We start from the raw sequence: 15110 nt of genomic DNA, 5'->3' as shown, positions 1-15110 counted from the left end.
ACCCTTCAGCCCTTAATGGCCGGGAAAGCGCCCTCCGGCTGCAACACCCTGCGGGGAGATCCGCTCGATCCGGGCCAGATCATCCGCTGACAATACTACCTGCAACGCGCCGAGATTCTCTTGCACCCGATCCAGCCGCTTTGTTCCCGGGATCGGCACAAATTGCTCACCCTGCTCAAGCAGCCAGGCCAGCGCAAGCTGCGAAGGAGCACAGTCCTTCTCGGCTGCCATCTGCCCGATCAGCGAGACCACTTCGAGATTCCTGGCGAAATTCGCTCCCTGGAACCGCGGGTAGCTACGGCGGTAATCGTCCGGCGGCAGGTCGTCGAAGCTTTTAATCTGACCGGTCAGAAATCCGCGGCCCAGCGGACTATAAGGAACGAATCCGATGCCCAGTTCTTTGACCAGCGGCAGTATTTCATCCTCCACCTCCCGGCTCCAGAGCGAATATTCTGTCTGCAGTGCCGTAAGGGGATGTACCGCATGTGCGCGGCGTATCAGCTCAGGTGAAGCTTCCGATAAGCCAATGTAGCGGATCTTCCCTTCCTTGACCAGTTCAGCCAGCGTGCCTATAGTCTCCTCGATAGGTGTGTTCGGATCAGGACGGTGCTGATAATACAGATCAATATAATCCATACCGAGATGGTATAGGCTGGAATCTACGGATTTTTTGATATAAGCCGGATCACCCTTGGGGCCCTGAGTATGCGTAATGCCAAATTTGGTCGCAATAACCGCTTTATCCCGTCTACCCTTAAGTGCGCGGCCCACGAGCCTCTCATTGCTGCCAAAACGCTGCTGCGCGAAATCTCCATAGATATCTGCTGTGTCCAGCAGGGTTACTCCCAGGTCGAGTGCCCCATGGATCACTTTTACCGACTCTTCGTTCTCCGGCATCATCATCGTTCCTAGTCCCAGAGCCGATACTGTCAGCCCTTCGTTTCCGAGTGTTCTTGTCTGCATTTGGTTGTCTCCCTCTTTTCCCGGTGAAAGATTCTTCGGATATGTCCCTATTCTAACCTTCCTGCCATGGAGCAGCCACAGTACGTTTATGCTAGTAAGATCATTACCAGGTAACAGAACAGCACAGAACAGAAATAGAAACAGACCGGCCGTCCAGGTGACTCCTTTCGATTCTCAGCTCTCTGCCACCACAGGTGTATAAATACAGATATGCAGACCCGGATGATCGGCCAGACTCGCAACGGAGTTAATGTCATAGGTCACAGACTGATTTGTGCTTAGACTTTGTATGACTACGCGATTTACTTTTTTGCCTTGAATGTTGTGCAGCTTCCACATCTCTGCGAAATCCATACTGTCCTCACAGAGCTTCACTACCATGTCTTTGTACCAGGGATCGTGCAGATGCATGTCATAATAGGTTCTGAACACAGCTACTGAATAGAGCGCGAACTCCTCCCAATTCAGCATCCGGCGGCGCAGCCCCTGATCGAGAAACAATAGACGGAGCATAATGCGCTCGGAAGCGGGCAGCTTCCCGAAATTGCTAAGAACTTCACCCGCCTTATCATTCCAGGCCAGAACCTCGGACCGCTCATTCGTAATAAAAGACGGATAAGACAGCTGGCTGATAATATCCCGCCACTGCGGATTCAGCCCGGGACTCACCGTATTAATAGAAGGAACTGTATCTGGGTTCCCTGGATTCCACAGCTCGAACAGATGCGTCCGCTCATCAGGGGTCAAGCGCAGGGCCTGGCTGAGACTCTCCATAATCTCTCTGGAAGCAGTAACTTCTCTGCCTTGCTCCAGCCACGTATAATAGGTGCTGCTGACACCCGCCAGAATCGCCACTTCCTCCCGCCGTAGTCCGGGTGTTCTGCGCTGGCTGTTCGTTTCCTTAAGCCCGGCAGCTTCAGGCTGCAGCCGGTCCCGGCGTGATTTCAGATACTCTCCAAGCCGCTTAAACTTCGAATTCTCATCGCTCATAAACTAACCTCTTCTCACAGCAATTGGTGTCCCTATTCTACCTTATTCTCTGCCGTTCACAAACTCACACGGAATTCGGACCTGAGAAGCTATACCATAATCTCTCGCATAAAAAGCTGTAGAACACCCTTCGCTTCGCACCGCGATCAATAGAAATAACCCCGCTGGCTTCTCCAAGCCGCTGGTGCGGTAACATGGACGAGGCTTACGGGGCTTAACTATCTCGCATGTGTCTCTCTGCTGCTTGCCTATGTTTGCATTACAGCCTGGAAGCTTCAGCCGTAGTAATTTCAACAGCCTGCGCAGCAATCTTCTGCAGCTCGGCTGCGATAGCCTCCACAGAGCCCTTCCACAGCTTGCGGCCTAATTCTTCACTGGCATGAGTCGGATCACCTATGACACCCGTTGCCGAGTACCTGGTGAAGTCGAGTCCGGGATCATCCCAGTCCGGTTCACTGCTGCCGGGATTGGCAATCAGCTCCTCACGGATGCACTCAGGATGTTTATAGAGTCCCAGCGATGTGGTGAAGCTATCAGCATGACCACCCGGAATATGCGGATCGGCATGTGTGCACCAGACACCATGGAACGGATGATGCGGAAGATGAACCCTGGCTTTTCCTGCATACTCCTGATTAAATTTCACAGCCACCTGGTTCAGCATATGTCCGCCGCAGCCGCGCATAATCACCAGCTGCTTGAAGCCCTGGTCAGCCAGTGAAACCAGAACCGCATAGATCACATCCTCATATACCTTCTGCGGGATGTCGATGTAGCCATAGCCGTAATTGCGGTGCTCGGGAGTTGGACCAAATGGAATCGTCGGAATTACCAGCGACTTCACACCGTAGCTCAAATTTGCCATAGTTGCTGCTTCAATAGACAGCTCGGTAGCCAGCCAGATATCAAAATCCACCGTCGCATGCGGCCCCTGCTGCTCCGTGCAGCCAGTTGGAATAATAGCCATATAGCCTTCGGCTGCTTTTTGCTTAATCTCCAGAAAAGTTAATTTCCCATATTCTACGTTCATCTATAATCTCCTTATATGGTACTGCATCATATCTTCCTGCTCAGACTTACTGTAAATTCGGGCTTGGTCTGGTAGGCCATATAAGCGACTGTACCGTCAAATGCCAGATAAGCTTCATAACGGGTGCGGATAGCAGGGCTGGTAATCATCTCAAGCACTTTATCCCGGCTGACCCAACAGCTCTCCGATGTTTCATCCGATGTTGCTAATGCCCCGCCGATTGGCCTGCACACATAGTCCAGCATCACTTTGGTCGGGACATCGGTTACACCGTCATGCCATTTGTACATCCCCGTATTGGAATACACGCCGATCAGCTGGTCAACCACAGTGAGGATGCCACTTTCCTCCTGTATTTCACGGGTTAGCGCATCCATCAGATTCTCTCCCGCCTCCACTTGCCCTCCAGGAAACACCCAACCGCCATGAAACGTTCGGACCAGCAAAATTTCTCCTTGCCCATTCTCAACAATCCCGCCGACCGCCACAATATGAGTAGGCATAGACACGGCAATCACTCCGTTCAATGGTATGATTATTGCGCACCAAATTCCACTTGTTCAATAGATCTGCTTTCATTGGCATTTCCGCTCAGTTGCTTGATATATTCAGTTACTCTCGCGATTAGCGTCGGATATATCCCCGGATACGTAACCGTTTCCGGAATTTCTCTGAATCTGCGAATCTCCTCCATTTCATATGGGGGCAGGGGGCCGAACTTATCTACAGCTGCAAAGTATAGCATCCCGTAGTTCGCGGGTACTTCTTCACTTCTGACCGAATATACACATATAGGGTATAACTTGTACGCCTCAGCGCCTGTTTCCTCATACAACTCCCTGGCGGCAGCTTCATCAGAACTCTCTCCTGCTTCAATATGTCCTCCGGCAAATTCCCATGTGGACCGCTCGCGGTGCCGCACCAGAACCCAGTCCTCACCCTGCTTCATGACAATCACAACATACTTAAGACTAACCTCAGGCATTTCAGATTCATGCAAAGTTACGATCATTAGAAGAACTCCTTCGGCTTCATTATGTATAATGGAATGATTGAGAGATATTCCCAGACAATTGCCATCATTATATTATAAAATCTTTTCTGTGTCGCTCAACTTTTTCGCTGCAAAAAAGCCCCGCTCACATTCAGCGGGACCTGCACCTTAACTTATCATCTGCCGCCAGTAAAGGGATTAATCTAACCTGTCAAATCACGGCCGGCCTTCTTCTCTTCCGCCGTGATCCGCTTCCCCAGAGTAGCATAGCAATACCTCCTATTTATTTCCATTAAACCCCATATGACATCCAGTCTATTTCTTCGTTATAAAAAATTCTTGCCATTCCCTCACATCGTATGGTATTATAAATTTCGTTGCAGGACGGTAGCTCAGCGGGAGAGCACTATCTTGACAGGGTAGGGGTCATGGGTTCGAACCCCATCCGTCCTATACTGCATCACCTGACAAAACCCTTATTTTATAAGGGTTTTGTCTTTTTTTTGATTGTAGCATCCCTTCAACTTTATGAGATTGGGGACGGATTGGGGACGAGATTTTTTTCCACCAAAAAACGGCTACCCTATTTACAATTTGGGCAGCCGTTTCGTTTATTTAGATAAATTAAGTTCGTACATCTTATCCGGAGTAATGACTTTGACTTTCGCCGGAAGCGTACCATTCATGAAAGAGAGTGTACTCCTTACTTTATGCTCTAAGTATTTTTTTGATATTGGTTTGTCGTATGTTATGGTGTACGTTTTAATCAATGGGTTATTCCCCTTCCGAAATGCATATCGTTAATCAGTCAGCATTAAATAAAAAATTGAATGCGTTTTGTCAATAGTAATTTGGCGGTCCAAAACCGTTACCTTTTGATTTAAAATGTGGTACATTATAAGTGAAATTTTGAATATGTTTTTTTCTTAAAGGCTTGTCTGCCAGGACAAGCCTTTAAACATTATGCTCGCAGCGGTCTTGCTACCTTTTTGAGTAATGTTATATATCTCGCAAAATGCCTTGTAACCTGTGATAGACATTGTACACCGTATAGTGTCTTTATTAATAACAACATCAAAGTACGCCATTTTGTAATAAGAATCTATCGCTCTGATCTTCTCAGAGTTTGCCAAGACCCCACGATCTAACCGCAAAAAATTTAATCCTGCTTTTTCAAATGCCGATGCCCAAAATCTCAAATTCCCAACAGTAAAGTATTTGGCGGTTTGAGTATATACTGAAATTATCAGCTGATTGTCCAGTTGCATATAAAGTATATCCTCAACCAATATTTGCTGTATTCCCGCCCCATCTTCGCTCTCAGTCACCGTAATATAGATCACACACTTAACCTCCTTTACTCCTTCGCCCTTACATTGTGCCATCAATTAAACCTTGTGTTATAATCTATTAAAATCACCTTCTTAAATAAATTTTAATAATTGGAGGATTTATGGCACTCAGCTTAGGGGAGTGCTTGTTACGTGACCTTAGGTTATCCAGAGGGTTAACTCAAGAGCAACTGTCCTTTGAGTTAAAGAAGAACCATGATATATCAGCTTCCCATACTTTGATATCTCTTATTGAACGAGGGATCAAGCAACCAGGTCCTCTATTGAGCAGGGGCATCTGTCTTGTATTGGGATGTGTTGAAGCTGATCTTTATGAGTATCCTCGAACGTAACAAGATGGAGTAGATTACTACTCCCCGCCAGCTAACGTGCAATGAAGGAGTTTAAAGAGTATATGTCAAGAAATTTTCCCCCGTTCTATTTAATTCAATAATACACCTTCCATAGATTCCATGTACATCCATATTCGTCAGACGAAATATTTTCACATTACTCACAAACCGACATAATTCTACATTTTCTCCTATTTACTTTTCTGAGAACACAAAAAAGAGCGCTATAAGCGCTCTTTAATAAAATCGACACTTGCTTCAAGTAGCCTAAGCTCCCTTATTACTGACGGGCTTCTCTTTTCAGACATCGTACACCTTAATTGCTTACCGTTATGATAATAATCAAAATAGACAACCCTCAAGATTGTATCTACTGAAATAACCTTGTCTAAATTTATCGAAGTTCCTCTATCAGACTGGATAAAGTTTTTGCCGGTATTGATGAAAGCATTCGTCCAATAAGCCAAGGTTCCGCCTGTATAGAATACACCTTCTGCAGTTGTCATTAGAATTTTATTATATCTACGGGAATACTCAAACATTAATATATCGTCAACTGTTATTGTATGTAGACCCGTATCCCCTTCTGGATCTTTTGTTACTGTGAAGTAGGTCATGTAAACCTCCTATTTTTTCAATAGTTCCTTAGGTACTGCTCCCCCATAGACATACCAGATACTTGCTGGGGAAACAAACCCTACAGCAAGAACGCCTAGAACAGTAGCCGCCATGTTATATATTCCCTTTTTCATAAAATCACCTCCTCAATTTAATTAAAGTCAAAGTTTGCACAAAAAATGCCGATGCTATTACAGGTGAAAGAATGAAAAAATTAATACTGATAATAAATATTGAGATCACTTTTAACAATGGATAATACTTTTCTGGTATTCTTGATTGATTTTCTATTCCGGACGGGGCATAAAATATTGCTAGTAAAAGACTGATTATGCCCAAAACAACTATCGTAGAGTTGTTAAAATCAGAATAAGATATGGCCGTCATTAGTATTGTTGTAAATAACACACAGCCCATCCCTGTCTTTAAGTGAAACCCACCAGACACTTGTCTGAGTATAGGAAATGCAATCAAAGCAACAATAGTCTCAACGATCCTACCTGTAAAAATAGAAATGAGAAATGTAGAAATTAAGATCATAGCTGCATTAATTAATATTGATAAGGAAAACTCCAGCACTTCCGTTGAAGCATGATGATTTGGAACTTCTTTTTTTATTTTTCTGGCAATTAGGCGTGCGAGATGTTCAATCACTCTCTTTTTCCTTTCTGGTTGCATAGAATAAGAAAAATAACACCGCTATAGATATAAAAATCACATCAAGGAATGAATTATTTCTACTTAATAGAATTGCGGAAGATAACAAAGTGCCAATAATCATTAAATACACAATCACTGTTTCACTTTTGAATTTCAGTTTTTCGAATTCAAAATCAAATCCGCCTCCAAAAAAGTTGTATATCTTTAATATTGCTATTCCTATAACCCCGCTTAATACTTGCAATAGGTAACCCCTCACAGGACTGGCGTGTATTTCATCGACAGTCAATAAACCAAATGATAAATTTACAATCCCAACTTGTATTAAAACCATGAGAAAATATCCAGTAATTGAGATGATTATTGACCAAATTATCGGCACTCTTACTACCGTTTTTAATAATAACGTAAATAAAAAGATGTTGATCAACGGTACGAGAGGCGAAAGCGACAGTTCCTCTCTTAGTACAAAACTTTGCAAATCCATCAATAAAATTGTGAATAAAGCTTCCCATATAAATTCCATGGGTTTTAGCCTATAAATTGACATCATCACATAGTAAACTGCGAACGTTTCAATTGTTGAAAAAACAATGAATAGAATTGGCTCCCACGACAAATCACAACACCGCCTGACATAATTTTCATTCAATAGGTTAATTATATATCTGGTCCCGGTATAGCGTATACTACTTATTTACTGCGATATAGGTCTATCAGGCGGCGATCTTTCAATGTTTCTTAGAGACCTTTCCGGTAAGTTGTAATTCCTCAATCTGAGCACAAATTTCATGGTGAAGTTCAACATCATTAGTCTCAGATGCAATAACAGAAAAATGCTTAAGTCTTGCCCAATCCCAGCAGTACAATGCATTCGCTTGCTGACAGATTTCCATTTCTAATTGTTCGGAATTCTTAAGAGAACGTTGCTTTTGAATAGTCCATAATTCAGCCATGCGTTCGTGTGCGTACAGCATAACTATCACTCCTATACATTGAGGACGCGCGCAGCCCTCGTATGGCGGATTCCACGACCATCCCGGCAATAAGAATCCGGTAGGTTTCGACCAGCCCCGCAGCCGGTCCAAGGCGCTGACAGCGCTCATCAGGCGGATTAATCAAATGATCTTTCGTAGATCCGTTTGGCTTCGTCTACTGTTTTGAAATCAAATTCATGATATACAGCTCCGGTTACTTCTCTGATCTGCTTATCACTCCACCCCTTACGCTCTAGTGCAGCCCTGATGTACCCCAGGCAGGCATTATTACTCCATTGATCCATATACTTTATTTCCTCCTTTAGAGGGACCGTAGCCCCTTATTGTGCCAGCGAATCTACGATCTGGTCATAGTGGTGAATCTCCATACTTTTGATTTTGATTGCATGAGACCGTGCCATCTGTACCATGTTGTGTGGTGTAACGCCGGTTGCTCTCATAGCTTCAATCATTTTCTTTTCCGAGTCAGATACCGTCATGCTATTCAACATCCCTATTCCTCCCGTGTATGCCCGCCGGCTTAGATTTTATTTGGATCTATTGAGATCACTGCAGAGTAACCTGGTTCGTTTTCGTAGTCACATTCTGCGTTGAATAATGCTTCCAGCTGCGTTTTACCACGTCGAGTTATTTCCAGATATGGCTGATCCCTGAAATGAACTTCAAATTCATATTCATTCTCTTCATACATTTGTTTAGCCCCCTCATTGACTAACTTTGTTTGTCGATAATCCAATATTATACTGACTACTTTTCTTTGTCAATAATAATTTGACAACTTTTCTTTGTCATGCTAATTTTGTTACAGGAGGGTTGTCCATGATTAATTCCAGGCTTAAGGCAATTGCTGATGAACGTGGTCTATCCATTAGAGAATTAGCTCGTGAGGCTGATTGCCACTTTGAAATAGTAAGACGTTTGTACAATGACACAATGGAACGTTATCCCCGGGATGTACTGGACAAGCTTTGCAAATACTTGAATGTTTCGGTACATGACATCCTTGAATACACGCCTGAAGACGAAGAAACCCCGCCAGTATAATCACTGACGGGCTTTGTTATTTAAAATGATTTTTTAATGTCATTCCCAGCTCAGCAGTATACTGGGTCAACCGCAGGCTTATCTCTGTACGCATAACGTCACGGGTAAGACCAAACCTCTCCTGTCGCCCCCGGCAAAAGATTTTATGATAAACCAAGAACTCTTCCTGTTCATCCGGCACCACTTTTATGTTCCGCTGCTTCAGTTCCTTTTTCAGCTGATACGTATCCTGTGTGATCCGGCGCTGTATGCTTTGTCCAGCCATTAAATAGGCCCTCTTCAGTATGCTGCCAGAGAGCTCAATCTCCCGGAGGCTTTTATCGACCATAGTCTCGATATATGGCAGTAATATGAGGTCACGCACCATTGTCCGCTCCTCTACGGTAAGTATCTTGTTACCGGCCCCCTCCGCTTTAATCTCCTGATCGTATTGATCCACATGTTCAGTCAAAACCATCTTAGTTTTCCATCGCTCATTCCCGTCCAATTTACTCATTATGTAAAGCCCCCTTAATGGTACAACCAGTAATCTATATTAGTGCTGCGCCCGGGGCTCTGTGCGCCTCCCTGCGGTGCTGTATCGTAAGGTACGTGCCGCTCCCACCCCTCAATGATTGTGGCCGTCTCTATTGGTTAGGCTGGGTCCCATGCTATATAGTGCTCTGCTGCCAACACCTTAAAACCATTGATCACATCCGCTGGCCTGCGCCCGCTTAACTTTCCCAGCTCCCGGATTGTCGGCACCCGCCGGAAATGGTATCGATATTGGGCGATGATCCGAAGTAGCTTACGAGGTGTATCATCAAGCACGGCGCAGCACCTTAAGGGCTCGTGGAGTATTGCCCTGTCGCTTTATATACCCTTTTTCCTCTAATTTATCTAATAAGACTTGCACCGTTGAACTGGATGTAAGGTCAATTTCTTTCATGATTTCTCGAACGGTTGGAGGATATCCCTGAGATTCCGTGAGTTTTATGATTGCATGCAATGCCGCGCGTTGCCGTTGTGTTATTGGTTTCATGCCACCACGCCCCTCTTTACAAGATTCCACGCTAGAATATTCTCAACCAGGAATACCCGAGGCGCGCCGGTAGTGAGGCAGGTAGCCCGGATACGGCCGTCACGAATTCCATTTACTTCAATCTTCCGCTGAGTGATCTTGCCTGCTTTGTCCAGGTATATCATTTCAATCGTTTGGCCGATACTCATTTTCATGACTGATCGCCTCCGGTATAATAAGAACGTTTGTTTGTATTATAACCGAGCCGAAGATTTTTAAGCAATGGAAAAATAGAACAAACGTTCCATGCTTCCAGCACTTACCTGACCATCTTCTCCATGATGGCCTTTATAATAAACGTAGAGGTGAAACTATGTTTAAAAGTCCTATGCTGCTGCAAACGGCTCCCGGGCCGTTTAGCCACAGCGATTTTATATATGAGCCAAAGATAGACGGCCACCGGCTGATATACTCCCAGCAAGCCGGAAAGGTCCGGTTGTACACCCGGCATGACAACGACTGCACCCGGCAGTACCCTGAACTGCAGCTGCCGTTTGAAGATGATGTAATCCTGGACGGCGAGGTCGCCTGCGTAGATCCGGCAACCGGCGTATCAGATTTTGAGGCTGTCATGAGCCGCTTCCAATCTCGGCGGGCAGACAAGATTCTCAAACTCACGGACACCTTGCCAGCCTATTACGCAATCTTTGATATCCTGCAATACAAAGGCCAGGACCTCCGTGGGCTGCCGCTGCTGCGCCGCAAAGAGATCCTTGCAGGATTATCCCTCCCCTCTGCCAGCTTTGGCGTTGTGCCGTATATAGACGGTACAGGCGAGGCTCTGTTTGAGCAAATAGAAGCCCGGGGTATGGAGGGCGTTGTAGCTAAGCGCAAGAATAGCATCTATGAGACCGGCCGCCGCTCCCACGCCTGGCAGAAGGTAATTAACTGGACGTATGCAGAGGTGTATATCACAGGTTATCGTAAGCAGGAATTTGGCTGGCTTGCTGCAGTACCTTCCGGTACGTCCGGTAAACTGCGTCCGGCTGGGATAATTGAGTTTGGGGCATCCCCGCTCCACAAGCAAGCATTCCGGGGAGTGGCCGGCCAACTCGTTACCGGGGAGGATAAGGAGTTCGTACACCTGGAGCCCCGGCTGCGGGCCAAGGTTCGTATGAGGAACTGGACCAAATCTGGCATGCTGAGAACACCAGTGTTTGAACAGTTCATAACTTGATTATTATAGAAACATCCTTATCTGGAGGTTGATTATATGTGTGGACGCTTTACAATTACAGTCACGCTTGAGGAGTTAATTACTCATTACCTAATCGATGACACCAAAATAGCTACTTTAAAGCCAAACTATAATGTCGCACCTATGCATAATATCCCGGCAGTGATCGCCAGTGACGAAGGAAAACGCCTTGGGGAACTGCGCTGGGGGCTGGTGCCGTTCTGGGCCAAAGACGATAAGATCGGCAGTAAGATGATCAATGCCCGCGCGGAGACAGTCGCTGAGAAGCCCGCCTTTAAACGGCTGCTTAAATCCAAGCGTTGCATTATACCAGCTGACGGTTTTTATGAATGGAAAAAGGACGGGACCAGCAAGCAGCCATATCGAATCCTCATGAGTGATGGCAGCCTCTTCTCCTTCGCCGGATTGTATGACACTTGGGAAGATACGGAAGGAAAGAAATTGAGCACCTGCACCATCATCACCACTACCCCAAACAGTCTCATGGAGGACATACATGACCGCATGCCGGTGATCTTGCGTCCTGAAGATGAAGCTGATTGGCTGGGGAAAGACAATGACGATGTCGAATCCTTATTAAAGCTTCTGAAGCCATATGATGCTTCAATGATGAGGGCTTATAAGGTCCCTTCAACTGTAGGCAACGTACGGAATAACACTAAGGAATTACTAGAAGATATCGGATAAGAAACAACCCCGGCAACAAATCTGGCGGGGTTGTTTCTTTTTCTAATGGGATCAAAAAATAAATACTACTGTTCGCTCACTTTATTGCAGATATAGACATATATGTTTAGACAATCCTTGTTAAGTTTTGTAAACTCAATAGCGACAATACATAATAAGGAGTGTAATTAATGAAAAAAATTAAATTATTGCTAGTATTTTTTCTTATTTTCACAGCAGTAAGTGTAATCTCTGTTACCAATGCTTCTTCTAGTACTAATGGCTTCTTAAATGAAAAAACGATGAATCAAGGAATTGATGGTTCTTCTGTATCAAATACAACATCACTTGCCACTGATAACGATGAATCAACTTTTGTTACACTTGATACATCATCACCTTATGCTCCAAATAAAGATTCATTGTGGTATCAGTTTTCTTCACCAATTACCGTTAATTCATATAGATTATTAGCCGATTATGCAAATATTAAAATTGATTATTATGACTCTACCGATACATACATAGGTAGTACCGAAGCCTCCCTAAATACAGGGACGAAACAAAATGTATATGTGAAAAACGTCTCTAAAGTGGTTGTATCTAACACAACTTCTTGGCAGACTGTTAAAATATATGAATTCAACTTATTCCCTGATACGGATACTGGGGAAACATTACTAAATCCTATTAATATTCCCATATATAATTCTGACGGATCGATTAGTGCTAAATCTTGGCAGTCAAGAATTGCGGATGGATCTGATGGTACAGGCAACACCCTTTCTAATAATGCGTATTTCATACTTCATTTAGATAATGAAACAACTATTACCAGAATCTATACTAAAGGACAACTTTACGTTGAGAGAATAAGATATGATTTTTATTCAGATATCGATCAGAAAAACTTAATCCAATCATATACTCCTACAGGAACAGGAACAGCGGAGAACAAAACTGGTTTATCAATACCTGGGGTTAGATCAATGAAGGTTACCGGCTTAGGAGATGGACATAACTATATGACTATAAATGTTTATGGAGAGCCTACCATTCCTTCGGCAACTCCTACTTCAACGCCTATAGTGACTCCATCGCCGTCTCCATCGCCGTCTCCAACTCCATCTCCATCTCCTGAACAGCCGTCAAGAGGTCGTGCTATTCTGGTTCTAACCATGAACACCGGTCTAGAAAAAGAATTCGACCTAACATCAGAAGAGATAACTGCTTTCTTGAACTGGTACGATTCAGCGAACGGATCTGTCCGATATGGCATCGATAAGCATGATAACAACAAAGGCCCATTCAGCAAACGAACAGAATACGTGATACACGATAAGATTCTAACCTTTGAAGTAAATGAATACACAACAGAGTAAACCAAAACAAAACCCGTCAGGCATAAGCCCGGCGGGTTATTTTATGTATGCGCGAAATTCAAATCGTTCCCGGACAAACCGAGCGCCGGCTATCTTAATCGATTCCGGTGTGTATCCCTCTACTATTCCCCCATAATCCATAAGGTGTCCGATAGGGTCCGGATCTTCCCGGTACCAGACAGACACCTTGGATTGAGCCAGTGCTGCCGCTAGAAAGTCAATGTCACTCCGCAGGACTTTGTATGTATTATTCATGCTGTCTTTTTCTCTTCTTTCGATATTTGTAAATCCAGTAAAACAAAATAAACACCAACAATAATAAAAAGAATCCAATCCATAAAGCTGCTGGACGACAAATCAAAAAGTATGTATCTCTATATTGATAATTTTCATTATTCATAAATATAGAATAATTCATTTGGAACATTATGTATATGTGGGTGAGGAAAATTATCCTGAACGCATAAAAACACCCCACCATTGCTGGCAGGGTGAGCTAAGAGAAGATACTATTCTGCAGAATATTCATCCACGCTGAAGGTTAAGATTTTATCGAATATCACGTAATCCTTCCGGTTAGTGAATGGCCCTTTATTATTATCATGCTTATCAATGGCGTATGAGGCTGTGCCTGAACCGGACTGCTTATTTTCGTACCAAGCAATGAAAGCATTCACTTCCGTCATACTCAGGTCAAACTCTTTTTCAAGTCCGGTGTTCATCGTTACAACCAGGATTGCACGGTCGCCTGTTGGCTGCTCTGGAGTTGGAGAAGGAGTTACGGTTGGTGAAGGTGCAGGAGTAACTGTTGGTGTTGGCTCAATGGTCGGTTCTGGTGTAAAAGTAGGCTCTACAGTTGGTGTTACAGTCGGTTCAGGTTCTATGTTATATAAATTGAACTCAGCAACATTGTAAGAAGGTGCTGAGTATTGCCAAACTACAACTGTTTTTACATTGGTTATAGGACTAGAAAGTGAATAGATATTATTATCACCAGGAATCACAGAATGGGAAATACTTTGTGCAATAGTAGTGCCGTTATTGTCAATAAAGAAAATTGATACAGTCCCACCTGTATAATTTGGAATATAAAGTTTATATGAATTGATGCTAAGAGGAGTTGTGAAAGTATAGAACAATGTATCTGTTACACTCGTGTCACTTCGCTCACTTACTAATGAAAAAACTGTGGAATCATTGTTATCTGTAACAGCCGTCGTTGTTCCTTTTTTATTATTATAACTAGAACCTGTATCTATTACCTTTCCATCCAATAATCCCATCGGACTTTCAGCAGCCTTAGTTAAATTAGGTGCAACGCTCAAGACCAGTAAACATAGAACTATGAAACCAAGTAGTTTTTTCTTCAAAAAATCCATCTCCTTTAATATGTATGCATCAAGCCTACACTATATAAAGGCGAACAAACAGTCTGTTTATCGACAGGAATTTACAATACACTTAAGGGTTAATGAGGAAATATGTGGATTGAAGAATAGGACATGAACTCCGTACCACTGGTAAGGAAAATTCTGCTTTCGATATCAGACGAGGTGTATAATAATCAGAAAAGACCCGAGGTATGATCATGGACAAAAAACTTAAGCAAAGCTTGAAGATCGCAGCTGTAAGACGAGAAATGATTGTTGTATGGCTATTAAATGGGGACAAGATAAAGGGTATTGCAGAGGTATCTGCTGATCCAGAGCGAGTTAAGATCAATACGATTGAGGGGCCAGTTTGGGTGCCATACATTGATGTGGAGAGTATTTCACGAGTAATTAGGCTACGGATTGAGGGTGAAACGAATGAATGAACCGTCC

Annotated in this window: 24 protein-coding genes and 1 tRNA gene; 6 read left to right on the top strand and 19 right to left on the bottom strand. The window is 43.9% G+C overall.

All coding sequences use genetic code 11. The features are described from left to right. Positions 1-12: 12 nt before the first annotated feature. The 5 genes from P40081_RS14895 to P40081_RS14875 form a co-directional block, all read right to left on the bottom strand. The gene (locus tag P40081_RS14895) at positions 13-963 is read right to left on the bottom strand and encodes an aldo/keto reductase (protein WP_042136500.1); all 951 of its coding nucleotides are present in this window, start codon (positions 961-963) and stop codon (positions 13-15) included. 174 nt (positions 964-1137) lie between these two features. Beyond that, positions 1138-1953, bottom strand: coding sequence for a helix-turn-helix transcriptional regulator (locus tag P40081_RS14890; protein WP_042136499.1), 816 nt, complete (start codon positions 1951-1953; stop codon positions 1138-1140). 259 nt (positions 1954-2212) lie between these two features. After that, positions 2213-2983, bottom strand: a complete 771-nt coding sequence (locus P40081_RS14885) for a creatininase family protein (protein ID WP_042136498.1) — start codon at positions 2981-2983, stop codon at positions 2213-2215. 26 nt (positions 2984-3009) lie between these two features. Then, the gene (locus tag P40081_RS14880) at positions 3010-3492 is read right to left on the bottom strand and encodes an NUDIX hydrolase (protein WP_042136497.1); all 483 of its coding nucleotides are present in this window, start codon (positions 3490-3492) and stop codon (positions 3010-3012) included. A gap of 26 nt (positions 3493-3518) precedes the next feature. Next, a complete protein-coding gene (locus P40081_RS14875) occupies positions 3519-3995 on the bottom strand; it encodes an NUDIX hydrolase (RefSeq protein ID WP_042136496.1) in 477 nt (158 codons plus the stop codon). A 363-nt stretch (positions 3996-4358) separates the two neighbouring features. Here P40081_RS14875 and P40081_RS14870 point away from each other — a divergent pair. Next, a tRNA-Val gene (locus P40081_RS14870) sits at positions 4359-4430 on the top strand. A gap of 473 nt (positions 4431-4903) precedes the next feature. Here the strand turns inward: P40081_RS14870 and P40081_RS14865 are convergent. From P40081_RS14865 to P40081_RS38500, 9 genes are all read right to left on the bottom strand, one after another. Continuing rightward, positions 4904-5320, bottom strand: coding sequence for a LytTR family transcriptional regulator DNA-binding domain-containing protein (locus P40081_RS14865; protein WP_042136495.1), 417 nt, complete (start codon positions 5318-5320; stop codon positions 4904-4906). Between the two features lie 565 nt (positions 5321-5885). Further along, the gene (locus P40081_RS14860) at positions 5886-6278 is read right to left on the bottom strand and encodes a LytTR family transcriptional regulator DNA-binding domain-containing protein (protein ID WP_042136494.1); all 393 of its coding nucleotides are present in this window, start codon (positions 6276-6278) and stop codon (positions 5886-5888) included. A gap of 9 nt (positions 6279-6287) precedes the next feature. Then, complete coding sequence (locus P40081_RS38510) at positions 6288-6413, bottom strand: AgrD family cyclic lactone autoinducer peptide (protein ID WP_156118623.1); 126 nt, start codon at positions 6411-6413, stop codon at positions 6288-6290. A gap of 4 nt (positions 6414-6417) precedes the next feature. After that, positions 6418-6933: an accessory gene regulator ArgB-like protein gene (locus tag P40081_RS14855; protein WP_042136492.1), complete on the bottom strand. Its 516-nt coding sequence runs from the start codon at positions 6931-6933 to the stop codon at positions 6418-6420. Then, positions 6926-7465, bottom strand: a complete 540-nt coding sequence (locus tag P40081_RS14850) for a hypothetical protein (RefSeq protein ID WP_156118622.1) — start codon at positions 7463-7465, stop codon at positions 6926-6928. Before P40081_RS14850 ends, P40081_RS14855 begins: the two co-directional genes overlap by 8 nt. Positions 7466-7670: 205 nt before the next feature. Then, positions 7671-7916 (bottom strand): DUF7667 family protein, encoded by a 246-nt coding sequence (locus P40081_RS14845; RefSeq protein ID WP_042136489.1) that lies wholly within the window; start codon positions 7914-7916, stop codon positions 7671-7673. 137 nt (positions 7917-8053) lie between these two features. After that, a complete protein-coding gene (locus tag P40081_RS39010; protein WP_197074360.1) occupies positions 8054-8221 on the bottom strand; it encodes a hypothetical protein in 168 nt (55 codons plus the stop codon). A gap of 36 nt (positions 8222-8257) precedes the next feature. Next, complete coding sequence (locus P40081_RS38505) at positions 8258-8428, bottom strand: hypothetical protein (protein WP_156118621.1); 171 nt, start codon at positions 8426-8428, stop codon at positions 8258-8260. Between the two features lie 29 nt (positions 8429-8457). Then, a complete protein-coding gene (locus P40081_RS38500; protein WP_156118620.1) occupies positions 8458-8628 on the bottom strand; it encodes a hypothetical protein in 171 nt (56 codons plus the stop codon). Between the two features lie 128 nt (positions 8629-8756). On the opposite strand from P40081_RS38500, the gene P40081_RS14840 reads away from it, so the two are divergent. After that, positions 8757-8981, top strand: coding sequence for a helix-turn-helix domain-containing protein (locus P40081_RS14840; RefSeq protein WP_042136487.1), 225 nt, complete (start codon positions 8757-8759; stop codon positions 8979-8981). 16 nt (positions 8982-8997) lie between these two features. Here the strand turns inward: P40081_RS14840 and P40081_RS14835 are convergent, their stop codons facing one another. From P40081_RS14835 to P40081_RS14825, 3 genes are all read right to left on the bottom strand, one after another. After that, entirely contained in the window at positions 8998-9477 is a 480-nt protein-coding gene (locus P40081_RS14835) for a YhjD family protein (RefSeq protein ID WP_042136484.1), read from the bottom strand. A 306-nt stretch (positions 9478-9783) separates the two neighbouring features. After that, positions 9784-10002, bottom strand: coding sequence for a LexA family protein (locus P40081_RS14830; RefSeq protein WP_042136482.1), 219 nt, complete (start codon positions 10000-10002; stop codon positions 9784-9786). Continuing rightward, positions 9999-10196 (bottom strand): hypothetical protein, encoded by a 198-nt coding sequence (locus P40081_RS14825; RefSeq protein WP_042136480.1) that lies wholly within the window; start codon positions 10194-10196, stop codon positions 9999-10001. The genes P40081_RS14830 and P40081_RS14825 overlap by 4 nt, the downstream gene beginning before the upstream one ends. A 158-nt stretch (positions 10197-10354) precedes the next feature. Between P40081_RS14825 and P40081_RS14820 the strand changes: the two genes are divergently transcribed. The 3 genes from P40081_RS14820 to P40081_RS38495 all read left to right on the top strand — a co-directional run bounded on the left by P40081_RS14820 (position 10355) and on the right by P40081_RS38495 (position 13287). Further along, positions 10355-11218, top strand: coding sequence for an ATP-dependent DNA ligase (locus P40081_RS14820; RefSeq protein ID WP_042136478.1), 864 nt, complete (start codon positions 10355-10357; stop codon positions 11216-11218). Positions 11219-11254: 36 nt separating this feature from the next. Further along, entirely contained in the window at positions 11255-11926 is a 672-nt protein-coding gene (locus P40081_RS14815) for an SOS response-associated peptidase (protein ID WP_042136476.1), read from the top strand. A gap of 170 nt (positions 11927-12096) precedes the next feature. Beyond that, a complete protein-coding gene (locus P40081_RS38495) occupies positions 12097-13287 on the top strand; it encodes a hypothetical protein (RefSeq protein WP_156118619.1) in 1191 nt (396 codons plus the stop codon). Between the two features lie 36 nt (positions 13288-13323). On the opposite strand, the gene P40081_RS14805 is transcribed toward P40081_RS38495, so the two are convergent. Beyond that, positions 13324-13542 carry a hypothetical protein gene (locus tag P40081_RS14805; protein ID WP_042136472.1) on the bottom strand — a complete coding sequence of 73 codons (219 nt, stop codon included), beginning with the start codon at positions 13540-13542 and terminating at the stop codon, positions 13324-13326. Between the two features lie 254 nt (positions 13543-13796). Next, positions 13797-14657, bottom strand: a complete 861-nt coding sequence (locus tag P40081_RS39355; RefSeq protein WP_231575359.1) for a hypothetical protein — start codon at positions 14655-14657, stop codon at positions 13797-13799. A gap of 218 nt (positions 14658-14875) precedes the next feature. On the opposite strand from P40081_RS39355, the gene P40081_RS14795 reads away from it, so the two are divergent. Next, positions 14876-15103, top strand: a complete 228-nt coding sequence (locus P40081_RS14795) for a hypothetical protein (protein WP_197074359.1) — start codon at positions 14876-14878, stop codon at positions 15101-15103. Positions 15104-15110 lie beyond the last annotated feature (7 nt).

It is taken from the genome of Paenibacillus sp. FSL P4-0081, assembly GCF_000758565.1.
Taxonomy (GTDB): domain Bacteria; phylum Bacillota; class Bacilli; order Paenibacillales; family Paenibacillaceae; genus Paenibacillus_AQ; species Paenibacillus_AQ phytohabitans.
This window is presented reverse-complemented; position numbering and strand designations above follow the sequence as displayed.

What these genes read in the sequence shown, in the direction of transcription:
- P40081_RS14835 (WP_042136484.1), bottom strand. Translation starts at nt 9,477, where the DNA reads ATGAGTAAATTGGACGGGAATGAGCGATGGAAAACTAAGATGGTTTTG.
- P40081_RS14875 (WP_042136496.1), bottom strand. Translation starts at nt 3,995, where the DNA reads ATGATCGTAACTTTGCATGAATCTGAAATGCCTGAGGTTAGTCTTAAG.
- P40081_RS14830 (WP_042136482.1), bottom strand. Translation starts at nt 10,002, where the DNA reads ATGAAACCAATAACACAACGGCAACGCGCGGCATTGCATGCAATCATA.
- P40081_RS14825 (WP_042136480.1), bottom strand. Translation starts at nt 10,196, where the DNA reads ATGAAAATGAGTATCGGCCAAACGATTGAAATGATATACCTGGACAAA.
- P40081_RS14860 (WP_042136494.1), bottom strand. Translation starts at nt 6,278, where the DNA reads ATGACCTACTTCACAGTAACAAAAGATCCAGAAGGGGATACGGGTCTA.
- P40081_RS14805 (WP_042136472.1), bottom strand. Translation starts at nt 13,542, where the DNA reads ATGAATAATACATACAAAGTCCTGCGGAGTGACATTGACTTTCTAGCG.
- P40081_RS39010 (WP_197074360.1), bottom strand. Translation starts at nt 8,221, where the DNA reads ATGGATCAATGGAGTAATAATGCCTGCCTGGGGTACATCAGGGCTGCA.
- P40081_RS14885 (WP_042136498.1), bottom strand. Translation starts at nt 2,983, where the DNA reads ATGAACGTAGAATATGGGAAATTAACTTTTCTGGAGATTAAGCAAAAA.
- P40081_RS14890 (WP_042136499.1), bottom strand. Translation starts at nt 1,953, where the DNA reads ATGAGCGATGAGAATTCGAAGTTTAAGCGGCTTGGAGAGTATCTGAAA.
- P40081_RS14850 (WP_156118622.1), bottom strand. Translation starts at nt 7,465, where the DNA reads ATGGAATTTATATGGGAAGCTTTATTCACAATTTTATTGATGGATTTG.
- P40081_RS14820 (WP_042136478.1), top strand. Translation starts at nt 10,355, where the DNA reads ATGTTTAAAAGTCCTATGCTGCTGCAAACGGCTCCCGGGCCGTTTAGC.
- P40081_RS14815 (WP_042136476.1), top strand. Translation starts at nt 11,255, where the DNA reads ATGTGTGGACGCTTTACAATTACAGTCACGCTTGAGGAGTTAATTACT.
- P40081_RS14845 (WP_042136489.1), bottom strand. Translation starts at nt 7,916, where the DNA reads ATGCTGTACGCACACGAACGCATGGCTGAATTATGGACTATTCAAAAG.
- P40081_RS38510 (WP_156118623.1), bottom strand. Translation starts at nt 6,413, where the DNA reads ATGAAAAAGGGAATATATAACATGGCGGCTACTGTTCTAGGCGTTCTT.
- P40081_RS38505 (WP_156118621.1), bottom strand. Translation starts at nt 8,428, where the DNA reads ATGTTGAATAGCATGACGGTATCTGACTCGGAAAAGAAAATGATTGAA.
- P40081_RS14895 (WP_042136500.1), bottom strand. Translation starts at nt 963, where the DNA reads ATGCAGACAAGAACACTCGGAAACGAAGGGCTGACAGTATCGGCTCTG.
- P40081_RS14840 (WP_042136487.1), top strand. Translation starts at nt 8,757, where the DNA reads ATGATTAATTCCAGGCTTAAGGCAATTGCTGATGAACGTGGTCTATCC.
- P40081_RS14795 (WP_197074359.1), top strand. Translation starts at nt 14,876, where the DNA reads ATGGACAAAAAACTTAAGCAAAGCTTGAAGATCGCAGCTGTAAGACGA.
- P40081_RS38500 (WP_156118620.1), bottom strand. Translation starts at nt 8,628, where the DNA reads ATGTATGAAGAGAATGAATATGAATTTGAAGTTCATTTCAGGGATCAG.
- P40081_RS38495 (WP_156118619.1), top strand. Translation starts at nt 12,097, where the DNA reads ATGAAAAAAATTAAATTATTGCTAGTATTTTTTCTTATTTTCACAGCA.